Consider the following 17,510-nt stretch of genomic DNA (forward strand, 5'->3'; position numbering starts at 1 on the left):
GCGACCACATCCGTTGCAGGATCGATGGCGTTGCCCGTGATCCTGCAGCGGGACCAGCCTAGCGTCGAGCTCGCTCGCGTCGGGCGCTATATGGCGCCTGTCGTTGAGAAGCAGCCGCGTATGCGACGAGTTCGTCGTCACTGCGTTCCCGTCGAAGATATCTTCCGTTGCGGCGTTGTCGCGTTCAGCGTCGGGATCGAGACGAACATATCGATCGTGCACGACGGTTTCGATGCAAGCAGCCTCCCGCCGCAAAGCGAATAGCCGTCCGCCGCCATCGAGGCCGCCGCCGAGCAGCGGACCTTTCGTCGATGATCGTGATGCCCGCCCCACGCATGTCACCGTCGCGGATCAGAAATGCGGCGGCGGCCAACGATGCAATCCCCGGCCGACTAGGAACGCGGGCCTTCGTCGCGCGGTATCGGCGCGGTGTCCGGGTCTTCGAAATGGTCGGTAGCGGTCATGCGAAGATACTTGGCGTGGGGAGGGGGGCCTGTTCCTGGCTCGACATCACCCGGTCACGTTCCAGCCGGACCAGGTGCGGTCGATCGAGGCGGCGATGGCGGTAAGGAGGGGCGCGTCGCCAGTCGCACGATCGAGGATGCGGTCGCCGTGGCGTTCGGCGGCATGGACCAAAGCGGGCGACGGGATGCTGCCGTCGAGGAAGATCGCCTTGCCGCGCCAGCCCGACATGCGCATCGCGTGTAGCGCGATCATGCCGCCATCGCTGCTCCCGAGGTCGATGATGATGCAGGGGCAATCGCGAGATCTTAGGTCGGCCAGCAACGCTTCGCTGGTTGCGTAGGAGCGGACGTCGTAGCGTTCGGACAGAAGCATGATCTGGCGCGCGCGGCGGATTGCGGGGTCGCCATCGACGAGCGAAACGGCGATGCCGGCACGGGGAGCGGTGATGGGGTCGGTCATCGATGGTCCTTGTCGCGACAGTCGATGACAGGACTGCCGGGCCGCGTCTGTACGTAGAAGGCGAGGGCCGCTCAGGCGGGAGCGACGACCTCGCCAAGGCCTGCGGCGAAGGCGATGCGGAGGACGTCCGACAGGCTGCGCGCGGACAATTTCTCCATCAGGTTGGCGCGGTGGACTTCGACGGTGCGCGTGGCGATGTCGAGGTCGAAAGCGATCAGCTTGTTGGGGCGACCGAGCACCATGCCGTCGAGCACGTCGCGTTCGCGCGGCGTGAGCGCGGCGAGCCGCACGACTGCGTCCGCTGCGGCAAGATGCGCGCGATCGGCGCGCGCCGCGTGCGCCAGCGCGGTCTCGATCGCTGCCAGCAGCGCGGTACGTTCGAACGGCTTTTCGAGGAACTCGATCGCGCCGGCCTTGATCGCGCGGACCGCCAGCGTCACGTCGCCATGGCCCGTCAGCATGATCACGGGCAGCGCGATACCGCTCTGTGCAAGCCGCGCCTGCACTTCGAGCCCGTCGAGATCGGGCATGCGGACGTCGAGCAGCACGCAACCCCGCGTCTCGCGCGTGACGGTTTTCAGAAAATGCGTGCCCGCCGGATAGGTCTCGACGACATAGCCCGCCTTGCGCAACAGGAAGCCGACCGACTGGCGGATCGCCTCGTCGTCGTCGACGATGTGGATCGTGCGGAGCGGATCAGTCATCGGCTTCGCCTTCCTCGAGCGTGGCGAGCGGTACGATGAAGTGGAACGCGGTCCCGCCGCTGGCCACCCCGTCCGCCCAGATCCGGCCGCCATGCGCCTCGACGATCGTCCGGCAGATCGACAGGCCCAGGCCCATGCCGTCCGCCTTGGTGGTCGCGAAGGCCTCGAACAGGCGCGCGCGGACCGCCGCGTCGATGCCGGTGCCGGTGTCGGCGACGGTGATCCGCATCCACCCGTCGCGGTCGGGCGCAGTCACGATCGTCAGCGCCCTGCACGGCGAGGACGCCATCGACTGGATCGCGTTGCGGATCAGGTTGACCAGTACCTGCTGGATCTGGATGCGATCGACGCGGACCATGATCTGGACCGGAGCGATCGCCTTGGTCACGGTGATGCCTGCCTCATGCGCGCCGAGCAGGCCGAGACTGGTCGCTTCCTCGATAAGTTGATCCAGCGGTTCGACGCGGAACCCGGTATCGCCGCCATCGACGAAGGCGCGCAGCCGGCGGACGATCGTGCCGGCCCGAAGCGACTGTGCGGCCGCAAGGTCGAGCGCCTCGGCGATGTCGGCAAGCAACGGCGTGTCACCATCGCCGATCATCGCCCGCGTCGCCTCCAGGTAATTGGCAATTGCGGTGAGGGGCTGGTTGATCTCGTGCGCCAAGGTGGAGGCCATGGTGCCCATTGCGCTGATACGGGAAACATGGATGAGTTCGGTCTGAAGTTCGTGGAGGCGCCGTTCGGTCGCGTGGCGGTTGGTGAGGTCGCGGATGAAGCCGGTGAAGATTCGCTCGCCGGCGATCGACGCCTCGCCGACCGCGAGTTCGATCGGGAACGTCTCGCCCCCCTTGCGCATCGCGCGTTCGAGGCGGACGTTGCCGATCACGTGGCGCTCGCCGGTGTCCCGGTACTGCCGCAGGTGCGCGTCGTGATCGCGCGCCTCGGCCTGCGGCATCAGCATCGCGACGTTCCGGCCGATCACGTCGCTTGCCGCATAACCGAAGACGAGTTCGGCGGCGGCGCTGAACGAGGCGACGATGCCGTTCTCGTTCATCACGATCATCGCATCGGGCACGGTATTGAGGATCGAGCGGAGATGATGTTCGCGCCGCACGATCGCGGCCTCGGCGGCCTTTTCGTGGGTGATGTCGCGGATCACCTTGCCGAACCCGCGCAGTGCGCCGGCATCGTCGTGCAGCGCGGTGATGGTGACGTGCGCGAGAAATTCGGAGCCGTCCTTGCGGACCCGCCAGCTCTCCTCCTCGACCCGGCCGCAGGCGTGTGCGCGCGCGAGGTCGGCGGCGGGCTTGCCCGCGGCGATATCCTCGGCAGGGTAGAAGATCGCGACGTCGCGACCGATGATCTCCGCTTCCGCCCAGCCCTTGATCCGTTCGGCACCGCGGTTCCAGATCGTCACCCGGCCCAGCGGATCGAGCATGTAGATTGCATAGGTCGTCGCGCCGTCGATTAGCAGGCCGAGTTCCTCCGCCAGCGCCGCATCGCCGCGTGTGCCGGCATCGCCTGGCGACGACCCCGCGTTCAAGCGCGCCGCCATGAGGGCGGGGCGCTCGCTTCTGACGCGCAGCGGCAAGTCATTGAGACGCGGGCCTTGTTCGGCTGACCGCACCGATCCGCCGACCGTCGAGATCTCGACATCCGACACCGGAACATGACGCATGTTAAACCAAAGTTCCGCGATAGGCCAATAGTCCTTCGACGATCGCGATCACGCACAACACTGTCCCGCCTACGACAAGTCTGCGGTTCGCGCCGCCGAGCGGCGCCAGATACTTGCGGAATGCCGCCGCGATCACGGGCTAATGCGACAACAAGGTACAGCGGCGGTCGCGCAGCAGCAGATCGCGCGTGACGCCCCCGAACGCCCATTCGCGGAGGCGGGTGTGGCCATAGGCGCCGGCAACGACAAGATCGGCCTCGACCTCGTTGGCGATCGAGGCGAGCGTGTCGATGCTCGTGCCCTTCATCCGCGCGACGATCTTGTCCGCATCGACACCCTGTCGTGCCAGCCACGCGGCGACGTCTTCGACCGGTTCGCGTGCGCCGGGCGCGTCGAGCGTCACGGCCGCCACGATCACACGGTCGGCGGCGTGAAGCATCGGCAGCGCGTCGCTTACCGCGCGGCGGCATTCGCGGGTGTCGGTCCACGCGACCAATATCGTCGCCAACGTCGCGGTCGCGTTGCCGTCGGGAACGACCAGCACGGGACGCCCGGCGCGCAGGATCAGGTCGCCGGTGTCGGCATGCGTCGACAGGTCGGCATATCCCGGCCCCGCGCTGGTGATGACCAGGTCGGCGGCGCGCGCATGCTCGGCGACGACATGCGCAACGTTGGTGAGCGTCGGGATCGACCGCCATTCGAGCACGTGCCGCGCCAGCCGTTCGTGCGCGTGGAATTCCACCTTGGCACGCGCCAGTTCGTCGGCAACGATCTCGCGCTCGATCACCGCATATTCGCCGCCGAGATACCCGTCGCACGACCCGATCTGGACCGGCTGGCAGGCCGCGATGCCGATCACTCCGGCGTCATGCTGATCGGCGAGCGTCGCCGCGACGTCGAGCAGCGCAGCGTTCGGTCGGCCACCGTCGAGATGCACCAAGAGGGTCGAGTAGGTCATATCGGTTCTCCCGTATCTGGTCCCGTATCCGCAGCGGTTTTCGGTGGTTCCGCATTGGTCGAAAAGCGTCGGCAATTACGCAGGGATGTGCTTTGCAAGATCAACGACCGGGTGATGGCCGGGACCGTCGAGCGCGATCCGCAACATCATCGCCGCGGGATCACCCGGACAGGGCGAGGCGATCCAGCCGCGTTCGCGCTCCAGATCGATCGCCCGGTGATTGTCGCGGCTCTCGATCGATTCCAGCGACCGGATACCCTTGGCCTGCGCGAACGCCGCGACATGATCGAGCAACGTCCAGCTGATCCCGCGCATCTTGAAATCCGCCCGGATCGCGATCGCCACCTCGGCGCGTGTCATCGTGTCGTCGGCGGCGAGCATGGCAGTCGCGATGATCTGGTCGGTCGTGGGATCGAACGCGAGGAAGTGCTCGGTATGATCGTGATCGACCGTCACCAGTGCCTGGAGCTGATCGTGGCCGACCTTGTGGATCGCACTGAGAAAGCGGAACCGCAGATCCTCCTTGTCGACATGCTCGAAAAACGCGCCGAGCGCGGCTTCGTCCGCGGGTGCGACCGGACGGACGTGGAAGACGAAGCCGTCCCGCGTCGTCAGGTCGGCGGTCCATGATCGCACGGGCAGGGTGTTCGGCGCGGCGGTTGCGCGCGCGCTGACGAGGTTGACCATCATGCTGTCCTTTGCCGATTGCGCAGCCCGACCGGGGGCATCGACCGATTAGCCGCAAAGCCGCGACCGCCGCAGTGTCGGAAAACACGTAGTTCCCGAGCCTATCGACGGCCGGCGAGCGATCTACGGTCGTGACGGCGGGCGGCGCTTCGTCCCCGCGCAGGCCCGACGCAGGCCCGAAGCAGGAGAGTATATGCCCGAGCACGGCAAACGGCACGCTACCGTCCCCGGGCGGACCCCGGCATGACGATCGAGATACAGCGGATGCGCGACCTGGCGCAGGAGATCGTCCGGCTCCAGGGCGAGCTGGACCGTGAGATCGAGGGCCGGCGGCGGGCGCTGGGCGTCCAGATCACCGGGCGGATCGTCGGCTTCGAACACGGCGTGCTCGAGGCGCAACGGCGGCTGAAACTGTCCGTGCTGCGCTTCGTCGTGCGCTCCGACCTGAGGTCGATCGTCACCGCGCCGGTGATCTATTCGCTGATCGTCCCGCTGCTGATCGTCGATGCCTGGGTCAGCCTGTATCAGGCGATCTGCTTTCGCGCCTACGGGATCGCGCGGGTCCGGCGCGCCGACTACATCATCTTCGATCGCGCGCATCTGGCGTATCTGAACCGGATCGAGGCGCTCAACTGCGCCTTTTGCTCCTACGCCAACGGCCTGGTCGGCTTCGTCCGCGAGGTCAGCAGCCGAACCGAACAATATTGGTGCCCGATCAAGCACGCGCTGCGCGTCGATGATCCACTCCACCGCTATTACGAGTTCCTAGAATATGGCGACGCGGACGGATACCGGGCGCGGCTCGCCGAATTCCGGGACCGGCTGCGCGAGTGACGGGCGCCGTGATGGTGGAACGCTGCGGCCGTGCCCATATAGTCGGCGACGGCCGGGGTAGCTCTGGCCACGCGTTTGCCGGAGACCATGATGACTGCTCACCTCAAGATCGATTTCGTGTCCGATATCGCCTGTCCGTGGTGCGTCATCGGCCTGCGCGCGCTGGAGGATGCGCTGGCGCATTCGGCCGATGCACTCGACGCGGAGATCGCGTTCCAGCCGTTCGAACTCAATCCGTCGATGCCCGCGGGTGGCCAGAACATCGGCGAGCATGTCGCGGAGAAGTACGGATCGACCCGCGAGCAATCGGTGGCCAACCGCGCGATGATCGTCGGCCGCGCGGCGGACCTGGGCTTCACGATGGCGATGAACGACGACAGCCGGATCTACAACACGTTCGATGCGCACCGGCTGCTCCACTGGGCCGGGCTCGAAGGGCGGCAGGCTGAACTCAAGCACGCGCTGTTCGCCGCCAATTTCACCGACAATGCCGATCCCGGCGACCACGACGTGCTGGTGCATGCCGCGGAGACCGCGGGGCTCGATCCGGTCGCGGCGGCGGCAGTGCTCGGGTCGGACCGCTATGCCGACGCGGTGCGCGAGGCAGAGGCGCTGTGGCGCGCGCGCGGCATCAACGCGGTGCCGGCAGTGGTGATCAACGGCAAGCATCTGATTTCGGGTGGCCAGCCCGCCGAGGTCTTCGAACAGGCGCTACGCCAGATCGCTGCTACGGCGTAGCGGAACGGGGGTGTCGCGGGCTGTTCTATCGTAAAGCGGACGATGCGCGCCGGCATCGTCCGCTTTTTGCAGCGCGGCGTTACCGGGCCGGAGACTGCCCGGCGACCTTGACGAGGCTTGCCGCGTCCTGGCCGGTCGGCAGTTTGCCCGATGCGGTCAGCCGCTTGCTCGCATCGTCCCAGCGCAACGTCGCGACGCTGCCGCCCGATTTCTTGTAGTCGTTCGTGACACCATCGTCGTCGTACAGCGTGAAGTCGCTGCTGCGGCCGGGATAGACGCGGATGCTGTCGAGCTTCTGGCGCGTCGCGGTGCTCTGGATCTCGGCGCCCATCGGGATGATCGAGCCGGCACGGACGAACAGCGGGATTTGGTCGATCGGTGCTTTCACCGTGATCGCCTGGCCGCCCGTGAAGCGCTGCTCGGTCCAGTAATCATACCAGTCCGTCCCGGCGGGCAGGTACACCGACCGCGTCGTCGCGCCCTGTTCCGTCACCGGCGCGACTAGGAACGCCGGCCCGAACATGTATTGATCGCCGATCGCGGCGACCTTCGGATCGTTGGGGAAGTCCATGAACAGCGCGCGCATGAACGGTGCGCCGGTCTTGTACGTCTGATAGCCGAGCGAATATATATACGGGATCAGCGCGTAGCGAAGCTTCAGGAAGCGCGCGAGGACGGGTTCGGCCGCCGCGCCATATTCCCAGATCGCGGTCGCCGGGCGCTGGCCGTGGATACGCAGCGTCGGCGTGAAGCTGTTATACGCGAACCAGCGCGCGAACAGCTCGGGATAATCGGCATAGCTCGGCGACATCGCGGTCGCGCCGGCGGGATCGAGCAACACGGGGTGCGTCGCCTTCGGCCCGTTCGGATACTGCCAGCCGCCGGTGTCGCTGCTCCAATACGCCATGCCGGTCGCGGTGAAGCCGAGGCCGCTCGGGATCTGGCGACGATACGCGTCCCAGGTCGCCTGGATATCCGACGACCAGAACAGTGCGCCGTTGCGCTGCGTGCCGAGATAAGCGGCGCGCGACAGGATCAGGTTGCGTTTGTCGGGTCGATCGCGTGCGGAGCCTTCCGCAACGCCGGTCGTGTGCACCAGCGGGAACAGGTTGTGATAGCGATCGCCCGAGCCGAGCTGATAGAAATGACCGTCGGGCACGAGGTCCGGCTCGGTCTCGTCGAGCCAGAACCAGTCGAAGCCCTGCGACGCGATATTGTCGCGGATCTTGCCCCAGAACCATTCGCGCGCTTCGGGATTGGTCGAATCGAGCAATGCGCCGGCGCGATCGGCGCGGACCGCGAGGCCGTCGACGACGCTGCCGTCGGCATCGTGCAGCAGCCAGCCCTTGCTCGAGAGCAGGTCGAAATAGCGCGATTCCCGCTCGAACCGCGGCCAGACGCTGATGATCGAATGCATGCCCAGCGTCTTGAGCTTGTCGTTCATCGCCTTGGGATCGGGGAAATAGGTCCGGTCGATGTCGAGCTGGCCCATGCGGGTCCAGTAGAACCAGTCGAGCACCATCACGTCGAGCGGATAATTGCGCTTGCGATACCCCTCCGCGATGCCGAGCAGTTCCTGCTGCGTCTCGTAGCGCGCCTTGGACTGGATCAGTCCGAACGCCGCCTTGGGCGGCAGCGGGGTCGCGCCGGTCAGCTTGGCGTATCCGGCGTACAGCTCGTCGGTGGTGGTGCCGGTGATGACGAAGAACGAGACGCGCTCGCCGACTTCGGACTGCCACTTCGTCGCATTGTGCAGGCCGGGCGAGACGGTGGTGACCGACGGGTTGTCCCAGACGATCCCGTAGCCCTTGTTGGTGACCATGAACGGCACGCAGACCGTCTCGCCGGCGGGGGCATCGTAATTGTGGCGGCAGTCGATCGTCCGGCCCTTGAGGTCGAGCACGCCGTCCTGGTTCTGGCCGAGGCCGTAATAATGCTCGTCCGGCTGCATCGCGAAGCTCGCGCCGACGCGGAACGTCTTCTCGCCGTTGACGGTGTGCGGCGCGCGCTCCCAGCCGTTCATCTCCGCGATCGTCCGCCCATCGGCGCTTACGATGCCGATCGAGACAGGTGGCAGCGACGGCGCGAAATAGCGCTCCATCTGGCTGGGTGCCTTGGGCCAAGGCTGTGCCTTTACCGTCAGCTGGAGCGCGGCGGAGGCGAACACGTCGCCGGTGGTATCGGTACGATGCGTCCAGCCGGTCGCGTTCGGCTTGGCGTTGGGACCTTCGCCGGGCGCGGAATCGGACTGCGCGCGATCGAGCGCGATCGTGACGCGCACGATGTTCGGGGCATAGGGTTCGATCGCGACCAGCGCGCCGTTGCGGTCGACCGTCGCGAGAGGCTCGGCGAGCGCCGGGCTCGCGATCATCGCCAGCAGCGAGGCGCCTGCCGCCCATGCTGTCCGTACAGTGTTGCTCCGCCGGTCTTTGCCCGATCGTGCCGTCATATCGTCTCTCCCATTTCGTGGTAGCGCTAACGGCTTTGACCGCGAAGGGGAAGGGGGGAGGCGCGCTCCCCCCGGCTAATAGCGTCAGAAGCCCTTCTTCAACGAGATGAAGACCTGGCGTGGCGTGCCGGCGAGCAAGGTCTGGTTGTCTCCGCTGGCGGTGAATCCGTTCGAGCCGATCGTCGAGATATACTTCTTGTCGGTCAGGTTGGTGACGCTCCCTTCGATCGCGACACCGTGCAACGCGCCGTCGCCTTCGAACCGATAGCCGATGCTCGCGTCGACCAGCACGCGGCCGGGCACGGACTGGTCGTTGAGATAGGTGAAGTAGCGCTTGCTCATGTAATCGGCGCCGACGCGTCCGGTGAAGCCGGACTGTTCGAGGACGATCTCGCCCTTGATCATGTGCTCGGGGCTGTCGACAGCCATCTTGCCGTCGGTCGCGACCAGCACCGCGCCGTTCGCCGCCAGGACGTTGTCGGCGTATTTGGACTTGTTGTACGAATAGCTGGCGAACAGCGACAGCGGCGTGAACACGCGGTAGTTCACCGCGACCTCGGCGCCATAGGTGTGGACGCTGCCGACGTTGTTGAGCGTTGCCGGGTTGCCGATGATGCCGGCACCGTTGGCAAAGCCGAGCAGGCGATTGGCGAAGTCGATATAATAGCCGACCGCCGACGCCTGGAACGGTCCGGTGCGGAAGCGCAGGCCACCCTCTGCCGTCTTCGAGCGCTCGGGCTTCAGCTGGCCGCGGATCGCGTCGAAGCCGGCCTGCGTGGTCGAGAACGGCCCGGTCGTCGCCGACGAGACATAGGCGCGGACGTTTTCCTTGTAGTCTGCGAAGACCTCGGCACCGGGCGTGAACTTGAACAGGATGCCGGCCTGGGGCTGGAACCAGTCCTTGGCACTGATCGTCCCGACCGCGAGCGGCGAGGTCGTCGCGGGCAGCATGATCGCGCGGTTGGTGACGTAGAAGCCCTTCCACCCGGCGTTGAGGACGAGCCGATCGTCGGCGAGGCGAATGGTGTCGCCGACATGATACTGGATCGTGTCGGTCGTGTATTTGCCGTCCCACTGCGTCGCATACGGGTTTTTCTGGAACTCCAGCACGTCGCGGTTCGGCGTGGCAGTGTCGGTCATGCCGTAGAAGCGCCGCGCCTGCGTGAAGGTGTTGCTCTCATACCAGGCGCCGAGTTCCAGCGTGTTCGTGCCGGTCTCGTACGCCAGGTTGCTCAGCGCGCCGCCGCGCTTGATCGCGTATTCGGTGGTGCGGAACCCGAGCGGGCTTGCGGCGGTGATCGGTGAGCCATCGGCGTTGGCCGCACCGACCGGGGTCGGCGAATAGGGCGTGACCCACGATCCCTGCCCCTTGTTGTCGTGATAATAGCCGGTCGTGGTCAACGACAGTTCGGGCGTCAGATGCGCGTCGAACGTGACGCCGCCGAGGTAATCGCGCCGCACGCCACCGGCGTCGAAATAGGCATCGTCGACCGTGCCGAAGCCGGTCGGGAAGGTTGTGCCCGCACCGGCCCAGGGCTGCGCCTTGCTGGCCGCGACCGCCGCCTGGTTCTGGTAGATCTTGCCGATCTGCAGCGCGAGCGGATAGTTGTCGGCGATGTTGTCGTTGCGCAGGCCGCGGCGGCGGATGATGTCGTAGCTCAAATCCTGGTAATCCTGCTCACGCCGATCGGAGAAGTTCAGGAATGCCGACAGGCTGCCGATCGAACCCAGGTCCTTGACGATCTTCGCGTTGGCCTGATGCTGGCGCTGGACGCCGTCGCCCTTCCACTTGTCGGTGGTGAGGAAGCCGTAGCTGAGATAGCCCTTGAGGCCGCCGCCGAGATCGCCGCTGTCGATGCGGGCGAACGCACGATAGGTGTTATCCGAACCATAGGTGCCGCCGCCGGTGACGTTGGCGGTGTCGCGGGGCTTGTCGCTGAAGAACTCGATCGTGCCGCCGAGATTGCTGGTCGATGCGGTGCCGAGCGCGCCGGCGCCTTGCGCGACGTCGGTGCGCGCGACGTTCTCGGAGATGATCGCGCGGCTGATGTGCAGGCCGTTGACGTTGCCGTAGCTCATGTCGCCGAGTGGTACGCCGTCGAGCGTGAAGCCGAGCTGGTTCTGGTTGAACCCACGCAGCGAGATGCGGACTGCCCATTCATACGCGCCGAACGGATCGGCAGCCTGGAAATTCACGCCCGGCAGCTTCTCGATCGCTTTCAACGGACTGGAGCCTGGGGTCAGTCGGCTGAGGTCGGCGGCGTTGACGCTCTGGACCTGTCGGCTCTGCCCGAAGCCGAGGACGACGATGTCGCCCGCTGCATCGGCCGCGGGTGCGTCGGTCGTAACCGATGTGGCATCAGGCAGCGTCGCCGGCTCGGTCTGCGCCGAGGCCGAGGCGGAAATGGCAAGCATGGCAACGCCTGCGAGCAGGCCGGAAAGACGGTTCATGATAGTCCCCTGGGGCTGCTTCGCTGCAGCTTCGTCAGGGGCCATCGTCGATAGTCGTTACGCCAGCGCGATGAAACGGTGACGGTTCCGCGTCACGCCGGTCGATTGTGCGAGATCGATCCCGACCGGGACCGATCTCGCACCGACATTCTCAGCTGATATGCACGGCCTTGGTAATGAGATGCGCCCGGATTCCCTCGGGGCCATCCTCGGAACCGTGGCCGCTGTCCTTCACGCCGCCGAAAGGGCTGTCCGGATAGCTGAGACGGACGTTGTTGATCGCGATCATGCCAGCTTCGATCGCGTCGCCCAGGATGTTCTGGCGCCGACCATTCTCGGTGAAGCAATAGGCGGCGAGGCCGAACGGCAGGCGGTTGGCTTCGGTGATCGCTTCCTCGTCGGTTTCGAACCGGGCGAGCAGCGCGACCGGGCCGAACGGTTCCTCGTTCATCGCGCGTGCCGACAGCGGCACGTCGCCCAGCACGGTCGGCTGGAAGAAGAACCCGCCCGAACCGCCATATTCGCCGCCCGCGAGCAGCGTGGCGCCGTGGCTGGTCGCATCCCCGACCAGTTCGGCGATCGCATCGGGGCGGCGCGAATTGGCCATCGGCCCCATCTGGCTCGCCGAATCCATGCCGTCGCCAACCTTCAGCGCGCGGGTGCGCTCGGCGAAGCCCGCTGCGAAACGATCATAGATGCCGTCCTGGACGTGGAAGCGGGTCGGCGCGACGCAGACCTGGCCGGCGTTGCGGAACTTGTGTGCCACCAGCGTGTCGAGCGTCTTCTCCAGATCGCAATCGTCGAACACCAGTACCGGACCGTGACCGCCGAGTTCCATCGTCGTGTGCATCATCGTGTCGGCGGCCAGCTTCATCAGTGCCTTGCCGACCGGTACCGATCCGGTGAAGCTCAGCTTGCGGGTGATCGGCGACGCGAGCAACTGACGCGAGACCATGTCGGGTACGCCGAACACGCACTGCGCCGCGTCACCTGGAAGGCCGGCATCCTGGAAGCACTTCAACACTTCAACCGCGCTGCCCGCGGTTTCCTCGGACGGCTTGATGATGATCGAGCAGCCTGCAGCCAATGCCGGCGCGAGCTTGCGCACGACGTTCATGATCGGGAAGTTCCAGGCGCAGAACGCGGCGACCGGACCGACCGGCTGGTGCAGGACGAGGCTGCGCGTACCGGACGGCCGCGGCAGGACCCGGCCATAGACACGCATGGCCTCGGCGGCGTGGAAATCGAGGAGGGCGGCGGCGAAAGCGACTTCGCCCTTGGCCTCGGCCTGGATCTTTCCCTGCTCCAGCGTCGCGATCCGTGCGAGGTGATCGGCGCGTTCGCGAAGCAGCTGGGCGGTGCGGACGAGGATCGCGGCGCGCTTTTCGGGGGGTGTCGCGCGCCACGACACGAAACCGCGCTGCGTCGCCTCGAGCGCGCGATCGAGATCGGCCGCGGTGGCAAGCGGCAGCGCGGCCTGGCCCGCACCGGTCGCGGGATTGAGCACGTCGCGCGTATCGCGCCCTTCGCCGCTCAGCCATTCGCCATCGATGTAGAGCCCGAGTTTCGTATCGTAAGCGGTCGTCATTGGTCGTCTCCGTTGATGGCGTTGGGCGTAAAGCGTCCGGTCGCTGTCGCGGCATCACGTCGCAACTGTATCCGCCTGATGCAACCGGAGGATGACCGAGGATGCGGTCGACCGGCTCTGTCGTACGTTTACCGTTCGTGCGACTGGGTCAGCGTGATCGACCGCAATCAGGCTCCAAACGGTACGCGGTTCTCGTCGGTGTAGACTTCGAAGCGGGTCAGGGTGGTCGGCCCGAAGGTATTGGTCAGCGCCACGTCGGTCGCGTCACGGCCACGCGCCATCAGGATCCGGCCACGGCGCGGATAATTGTGGCGCGCGTCGAACACGTACCAGATGCCGCCGAGATACACTTCGAACCACGCCGAGAAGTCCATGTCGCCGACCAGGGCGGGCAGGTCCATGTCGCCCATGTAACCGGTACAATAGCGTGCCGGGATGTTCATGCAGCGGCACAAGGTGAGCGCGAGGTGCGCGTAGTCGCGGCATACCCCGACCTGTTCCTCATGCGCGTCGAACGCGGTCTTGGTCGGGCGCGCGCATTGATAATCGAAGCGGATGCGCTCGTGGACATAGGTGACGATCGCCTGGACCATGGCCCAGCCGGGTTCGAGATGCCCGAACAGCGACCAGGCGAGATCGCTCAGTCGATCGGTTTCGCAATAGCGACTGCCGAGCAGGTAGATGAGGACGTCGTCGGGCAGTTGCTCGACCGGCGTCGCGCGCGCATCGGGAGCGACCAGATCGGGGGCGAACGAATCCTCGATCACGAAGCCGGTCGAGATCGTGATCCCGCCCGCCGGGATGGTCAGCCGTGTGCAGACATTCCCGAACGAATCCAGATAGTCGTAGATCGGCACGTCGGGCGTCGTCATGATCCGTTGCGCGGTGCGCAGGTCGCGGTTGCGCGACGGATGCACGCTGAGATTGGCGAGCATCGGTACGCGCTGTGCGGTCTCGACGGTGATGGCGTAGCCCGCACGAATGAGCATGGGTGGTTCCCGTATCTGGGCGCGAGGCCGTGGCGAAGAACGGTATCCCTAACACGCTCGCGCCGCCGCACATCCGAAATCGCGGGGTAGGTCGCGGATTTTTACGGTCGGCCAATGCCTTAAGCCGGTGCATCACGGCTAGGCGGAGGGGGGCATCGGCTGCTAACTTGTATTAATATGCTGCCGCAGCGGTTCACGGCGACGGGCATTCGGAGAACGCCATGATACGACCCGACGACTCTCCCGATGCCCCTACCGAGACGACGCTCGGTCATCTGCGTCGCCATCCGGTATCGGCCGCGGTGATCGGTGTGGTGCTCGCCGCGACGGTCGGCGGGTTCGTCTATGTCGGCGGCTTCCTTACCCCCGATAGGCTCAGTTCGGAGCGGGTCGCCGATGCGATCGAGACGACCGGTGGCGGCGCACATGCGGGGTTCCGCCGCGCGCATGCGAAAGGCATCTGCATCGCCGGGACCTTTACCGGCAGCGCCGCCGCGCGCGCCGTATCGCGCGCCGAGGTGTTTGCGGGTGGCGCGGTACCGGTCACCGGTCGCTTTGCCGAGGGGACACCCGATCCCTATGCGAAGGATCCTGCGGTCGGCGTCCGCAGTATGGCATTGCGGCTCCAGCCGACCGGCGGTGGCGGCGAATGGCGGACGGGCATGAACGATACCCCCGGTCTGCACGTAGCGACGGCGGAGGCGTTCTACGAAAACGTGGTCGCGTCGACTCCCGATCCGAAGACCGGCAAGCCCGATCCGGCGCGGATGGCGGCGTATCTTGCCAAGCACCCCGAATCCGCCGCTTTCATGGCGCGGATGAAGGCCAAGCCGCTGGCGGCGGGGTTCGCCAACGACACCTATAACAGCGTCAACGGGTTCGTCTTCGTGGCGCCCGACGGCACGCGGCGTCTGGTCCGCTGGTCGATGCGCGCAGAGGAGCCGTTCACGACGCTGTCGCCGGACGATCGCAAGGGACGCTCGGCGAACTACATGTTCGAAGACGTGCTCGCGCGCGTGTCGCATGGCCCGATCAAGTGGCGGCTGGTCGCGACTATCGCCAAGCCCGGCGATCCCAACCGCGCGACCGAAATCTGGCCGGCCGATCGCCAGACCGTCGATCTGGGCGAACTCGTGATCGACCATGTCGAGAGCGAGGCGACCGGGAATTGCCAGGACATCAACTTCGACCCGCTGATCCTGCCGCCGGGCATCGCACCGTCTGACGATCCGATCCCGTTCGCGCGATCGGCGGTGTACGCGACATCGTTCCGGCGCCGTGCCGGGGAACCCAAGCCGCCCAGTGCAGTCGCTGACCAGTCCGCAGGACCACGCCCATGACCCGTTCCACCGAGCGTTTCCCGCTGCTGTCGCGCCTCCTGCACTGGAGCATGGCGGTGCTGATCCTCGCGATGTTGTTCATCGGCATCGGCATGGTGAGCACCACGTCGCCGCGCTATTTCGAGCTGCTGTCGATCCACAAGACGATCGGCATCGTCATCCTCGCGCTGGTCGCGGTCCGGTTGATCAACCGGCTGTTCAACCCGCCGCCGCCGCTGCCGCGCGACTTGCCGAACTGGCAGGCGTTCATGGCGAAGGCGTCGCATTACGTGCTGTACGTGCTGATGTTCGCGTTGCCGCTGATCGGCTGGGCGATGCTGTCGGCGGGTGGGTATCCGATCGTCGTCTTCGGCACGTTGCACCTGCCGGCGATCCTGCCGCATGATCTGGCGATGTTCGCGGTGCTGCGGACCGCGCACACGATCCTGGCGATCACCTTGTTCGCGACGTTTCTAGCGCATCTCGGTGCCGCGCTGTTCCACGGGTTCGTCCGCCGGGATCATGTCCTGCAGAGCATGACCTGAGCGGCGGGATCAGAGCGCGATCTCCCGGCGTTCGGCGGCGCTGCGGAGACCGGCGTCGAGTATGTCCATGACCTGGATGGCCTCGGTCGCGGGTACGGGGTTCGGGCCCTCACCCCGGATCGCTGCGGCCAGGGCCTGCCAGAACAGCCGGTAATCGCCGCGGTCGTTCGGCAGGGTCTCGACCGTATCGCCGATCGTGAGCAGGCCCTCGGTCGGATCGTGGCCCCAGTCTTCGCCACCGGGCGCGCGACCGGCAACGGTCGCCGCCTCCTGCGGATCGATGCCATGCTTGATCCAGCTGCCGCGCGTGCCGTGCACGACGAAGCGCAAGTCGTGCGCGGCGGCCAGCTTGCTCGAATGCAGGATGACGCGTCGGTCCGGATAGCGGAGTACGACGTGGAAGTAATCGGGCGCGACCGCACCGGCGCGCAATGTCGCGATGTCCGCGGTAATCGCGATCGGGCGGCCGAACAGGACGAGCGCCTGATCGACCAAATGCGGTCCCAGATCGAGCCACGAGCCGCCGTCGCGGGCCTCTTTCCAGGTCTCTGCGGGGACAGGCCTCCAGCGATCGAAATGACTCTCGAACTGGACGATCTCGCCCAGCCGACCTTCCGCTATCAACCGGCGAAGCGTGCGGAAATCGGCATCCCAGCGCCGATTGTGAAACACGGCAAGGATGCGCTCCGTCGTGTTTGCCGCCATCACCCGGCGGGCGTCGACCAGCGAGGTGGCGAACGGCTTGTCGATCAGGACGTGCTTGCCCGCCTCCAGCGCGGCGATCGCGTGATCCGCGTGCAGTCCGTCGGGGCTGGAGACGATGACCAGGTCGATGCCGGGATCGACCAGCAGCGCCTCGACGCTGGGCACGACGCGCATGTCCGGCAGGTCCGCGTGCACCTTCGCGGGATCGCGTGACACGACGGCGCGCAAGGCCATCCCGGGCGTCGCCCCGACATAGGGCGCGTGGAAGGCGCGTCCGCCCAGGCCATAGCCGATCAATCCGACCCCGATCGTCTGCGTGTCGATCATCTCTGCTCCTGTCGTTCGTTGCTCGTCGTCCGACGGCCAGCCATCACGCGGCCGCCCGCTGTCAGCCCGGCAGGCAGCGCCGCGTAGAGCAGCGCCGTAGTCATTGAGACAGTCCGGGGTTGCCGACGAGCGCGCGGCGCAGTGCCGCGACTTCGGCGTTCAGCGCCGCCAGCCGATCGAACGTCATGCCGCTGCGCTCGACGATTATCGGCCCGAGACAGCCGGTTTCGGCCCAGCGCGTCTTTCCCTCTTCGGTCAGTCGCACGCGAACCTGGCGTTCGTCGGCCGGGTTGCGGATCCGGGTGACGAGACCCGCTGTCTCGAGCCGCTTGGCGAGCGGGGTGATCGTGCTGGGCTCGAGCGCGAGACGTTCGGCGATCGCACCGATCGATCGGCCGTCCTCCGCCTCGTTCAGCGTTTGGAGCACGAGGAACTGCGGATAGGTAATACCGAGCCGGTCGAGCATCGGCTTGTACGCGCGATTGATCGCGATCGTCGCGGCGTAAAGTGAGAAGCAGAGCTGCTCGTCGAGAGGCAGGGGATGGGTCACGCAACACTCCTTCGCGCGGCGCGTACCACGAAAACCATTATCGCGGCAAATGTCTCTGGACATC

Annotated in this window: 16 protein-coding genes; 4 read left to right on the forward strand and 12 right to left on the reverse strand. The window is 66.2% G+C overall.

Annotated features, from left to right (window positions below):
• Nucleotides 1–184 precede the first annotated feature (184 nt).
• The 6 genes from AC3D24_RS03875 to AC3D24_RS03900 form a co-directional block, all read right to left on the reverse strand.
• Nucleotides 185–373, reverse strand: a complete 189-nt coding sequence (locus tag AC3D24_RS03875; protein ID WP_489028360.1) for a hypothetical protein — start codon at nt 371–373, stop codon at nt 185–187.
• 137 nt (nt 374–510) lie between these two features.
• Nucleotides 511–924 carry a response regulator gene (locus tag AC3D24_RS03880; RefSeq protein WP_489028362.1) on the reverse strand — a complete coding sequence of 138 codons (414 nt, stop codon included), beginning with the start codon at nt 922–924 and terminating at the stop codon, nt 511–513.
• A gap of 71 nt (nt 925–995) precedes the next feature.
• Nucleotides 996–1,628 (reverse strand): response regulator transcription factor, encoded by a 633-nt coding sequence (locus AC3D24_RS03885; RefSeq protein WP_489028364.1) that lies wholly within the window; start codon nt 1,626–1,628, stop codon nt 996–998.
• Nucleotides 1,621–3,306: a PAS domain-containing sensor histidine kinase gene (locus AC3D24_RS03890; protein WP_489028367.1), complete on the reverse strand. Its 1,686-nt coding sequence runs from the start codon at nt 3,304–3,306 to the stop codon at nt 1,621–1,623. Before AC3D24_RS03890 ends, AC3D24_RS03885 begins: the two co-directional genes overlap by 8 nt.
• Before the next feature lie 139 nt (nt 3,307–3,445).
• Nucleotides 3,446–4,264 (reverse strand): universal stress protein, encoded by an 819-nt coding sequence (locus AC3D24_RS03895; RefSeq protein ID WP_489028369.1) that lies wholly within the window; start codon nt 4,262–4,264, stop codon nt 3,446–3,448.
• A 75-nt stretch (nt 4,265–4,339) separates the two neighbouring features.
• Nucleotides 4,340–4,951 (reverse strand): GNAT family N-acetyltransferase, encoded by a 612-nt coding sequence (locus tag AC3D24_RS03900; protein WP_489028371.1) that lies wholly within the window; start codon nt 4,949–4,951, stop codon nt 4,340–4,342.
• 243 nt (nt 4,952–5,194) lie between these two features.
• Here AC3D24_RS03900 and AC3D24_RS03905 point away from each other — a divergent pair, with 243 nt between their 5' ends.
• A complete protein-coding gene (locus AC3D24_RS03905) occupies nt 5,195–5,785 on the forward strand; it encodes a hypothetical protein (RefSeq protein ID WP_489028373.1) in 591 nt (196 codons plus the stop codon).
• 90 nt (nt 5,786–5,875) lie between these two features.
• A complete protein-coding gene (locus AC3D24_RS03910; RefSeq protein WP_489028375.1) occupies nt 5,876–6,523 on the forward strand; it encodes a DsbA family oxidoreductase in 648 nt (215 codons plus the stop codon).
• A gap of 79 nt (nt 6,524–6,602) precedes the next feature.
• On the opposite strand, the gene AC3D24_RS03915 is transcribed toward AC3D24_RS03910, so the two are convergent.
• The 4 genes from AC3D24_RS03915 to AC3D24_RS03930 form a co-directional block, all read right to left on the reverse strand.
• Nucleotides 6,603–8,894: a glycoside hydrolase family 31 protein gene (locus AC3D24_RS03915; protein ID WP_489033036.1), complete on the reverse strand. Its 2,292-nt coding sequence runs from the start codon at nt 8,892–8,894 to the stop codon at nt 6,603–6,605.
• A gap of 162 nt (nt 8,895–9,056) precedes the next feature.
• Nucleotides 9,057–11,423: a TonB-dependent receptor gene (locus tag AC3D24_RS03920; RefSeq protein ID WP_489028377.1), complete on the reverse strand. Its 2,367-nt coding sequence runs from the start codon at nt 11,421–11,423 to the stop codon at nt 9,057–9,059.
• 151 nt (nt 11,424–11,574) lie between these two features.
• The gene (locus AC3D24_RS03925; protein ID WP_489028379.1) at nt 11,575–13,011 is read right to left on the reverse strand and encodes an NAD-dependent succinate-semialdehyde dehydrogenase; all 1,437 of its coding nucleotides are present in this window, start codon (nt 13,009–13,011) and stop codon (nt 11,575–11,577) included.
• 167 nt (nt 13,012–13,178) lie between these two features.
• A complete protein-coding gene (locus tag AC3D24_RS03930; RefSeq protein ID WP_489028381.1) occupies nt 13,179–14,000 on the reverse strand; it encodes a transglutaminase-like domain-containing protein in 822 nt (273 codons plus the stop codon).
• Nucleotides 14,001–14,221: 221 nt separating this feature from the next.
• Between AC3D24_RS03930 and AC3D24_RS03935 the strand changes: the two genes are divergently transcribed.
• Complete coding sequence (locus tag AC3D24_RS03935) at nt 14,222–15,340, forward strand: catalase family peroxidase (protein WP_489028383.1); 1,119 nt, start codon at nt 14,222–14,224, stop codon at nt 15,338–15,340.
• Nucleotides 15,337–15,864 (forward strand): cytochrome b, encoded by a 528-nt coding sequence (locus AC3D24_RS03940; protein WP_489028385.1) that lies wholly within the window; start codon nt 15,337–15,339, stop codon nt 15,862–15,864. Before AC3D24_RS03935 ends, AC3D24_RS03940 begins: the two co-directional genes overlap by 4 nt.
• Before the next feature lie 9 nt (nt 15,865–15,873).
• Here AC3D24_RS03940 and AC3D24_RS03945 read toward each other — a convergent pair whose 3' ends face one another.
• Nucleotides 15,874–16,896 carry an oxidoreductase gene (locus AC3D24_RS03945; protein ID WP_489028387.1) on the reverse strand — a complete coding sequence of 341 codons (1,023 nt, stop codon included), beginning with the start codon at nt 16,894–16,896 and terminating at the stop codon, nt 15,874–15,876.
• Nucleotides 16,897–16,996: 100 nt separating this feature from the next.
• Entirely contained in the window at nt 16,997–17,446 is a 450-nt protein-coding gene (locus AC3D24_RS03950) for a MarR family winged helix-turn-helix transcriptional regulator (protein ID WP_489028389.1), read from the reverse strand.
• Nucleotides 17,447–17,510 lie beyond the last annotated feature (64 nt).

The sequence above is a fragment of the Sphingomonas sp. SL1004 genome, from assembly GCF_057815015.1.

What these genes read in the sequence shown, in the direction of transcription:
- AC3D24_RS03900 (WP_489028371.1), bottom strand. Translation starts at nt 4,951, where the DNA reads ATGGTCAACCTCGTCAGCGCGCGCGCAACCGCCGCGCCGAACACCCTG.
- AC3D24_RS03910 (WP_489028375.1), top strand. Translation starts at nt 5,876, where the DNA reads ATGACTGCTCACCTCAAGATCGATTTCGTGTCCGATATCGCCTGTCCG.
- AC3D24_RS03915 (WP_489033036.1), bottom strand. Translation starts at nt 8,894, where the DNA reads ATGATCGCGAGCCCGGCGCTCGCCGAGCCTCTCGCGACGGTCGACCGC.
- AC3D24_RS03890 (WP_489028367.1), bottom strand. Translation starts at nt 3,306, where the DNA reads ATGCGTCATGTTCCGGTGTCGGATGTCGAGATCTCGACGGTCGGCGGA.
- AC3D24_RS03940 (WP_489028385.1), top strand. Translation starts at nt 15,337, where the DNA reads ATGACCCGTTCCACCGAGCGTTTCCCGCTGCTGTCGCGCCTCCTGCAC.
- AC3D24_RS03880 (WP_489028362.1), bottom strand. Translation starts at nt 924, where the DNA reads ATGACCGACCCCATCACCGCTCCCCGTGCCGGCATCGCCGTTTCGCTC.
- AC3D24_RS03930 (WP_489028381.1), bottom strand. Translation starts at nt 14,000, where the DNA reads ATGCTCATTCGTGCGGGCTACGCCATCACCGTCGAGACCGCACAGCGC.
- AC3D24_RS03920 (WP_489028377.1), bottom strand. Translation starts at nt 11,423, where the DNA reads ATGAACCGTCTTTCCGGCCTGCTCGCAGGCGTTGCCATGCTTGCCATT.
- AC3D24_RS03945 (WP_489028387.1), bottom strand. Translation starts at nt 16,896, where the DNA reads ATGATCGACACGCAGACGATCGGGGTCGGATTGATCGGCTATGGCCTG.
- AC3D24_RS03925 (WP_489028379.1), bottom strand. Translation starts at nt 13,011, where the DNA reads ATGACGACCGCTTACGATACGAAACTCGGGCTCTACATCGATGGCGAA.
- AC3D24_RS03905 (WP_489028373.1), top strand. Translation starts at nt 5,195, where the DNA reads ATGACGATCGAGATACAGCGGATGCGCGACCTGGCGCAGGAGATCGTC.
- AC3D24_RS03895 (WP_489028369.1), bottom strand. Translation starts at nt 4,264, where the DNA reads ATGACCTACTCGACCCTCTTGGTGCATCTCGACGGTGGCCGACCGAAC.
- AC3D24_RS03935 (WP_489028383.1), top strand. Translation starts at nt 14,222, where the DNA reads ATGATACGACCCGACGACTCTCCCGATGCCCCTACCGAGACGACGCTC.
- AC3D24_RS03885 (WP_489028364.1), bottom strand. Translation starts at nt 1,628, where the DNA reads ATGACTGATCCGCTCCGCACGATCCACATCGTCGACGACGACGAGGCG.